Here is a 243-nt window from a genome sequence, read left to right as displayed (position 1 = left end):
AAAATAGGGTTTCTACAAAGCCAAAAAAATATGAAAAAATGAGAAGTAAATTATAACAAATTATATAATATTAACATTTGAAGAGCCAGTATATACTTCATTTCCACTATTAATATAAATATTATCCAATCCTCTTAAGTAAAAAAGAAATTTATTCACTTAAAAGAGAGAATGGAGGTAGAAGGAGAACTTGTATGAATTTTTATTTTGAAAATAAAAGGATTAAAAAATACACTTTTAGTT

Source organism: Methanobrevibacter sp. UBA412, assembly GCA_002495685.1.
GTDB classification, from domain to species: domain Archaea; phylum Methanobacteriota; class Methanobacteria; order Methanobacteriales; family Methanobacteriaceae; genus Methanobrevibacter_A; species Methanobrevibacter_A acididurans.
Note: the sequence above shows the minus strand (reverse complement) of the source record.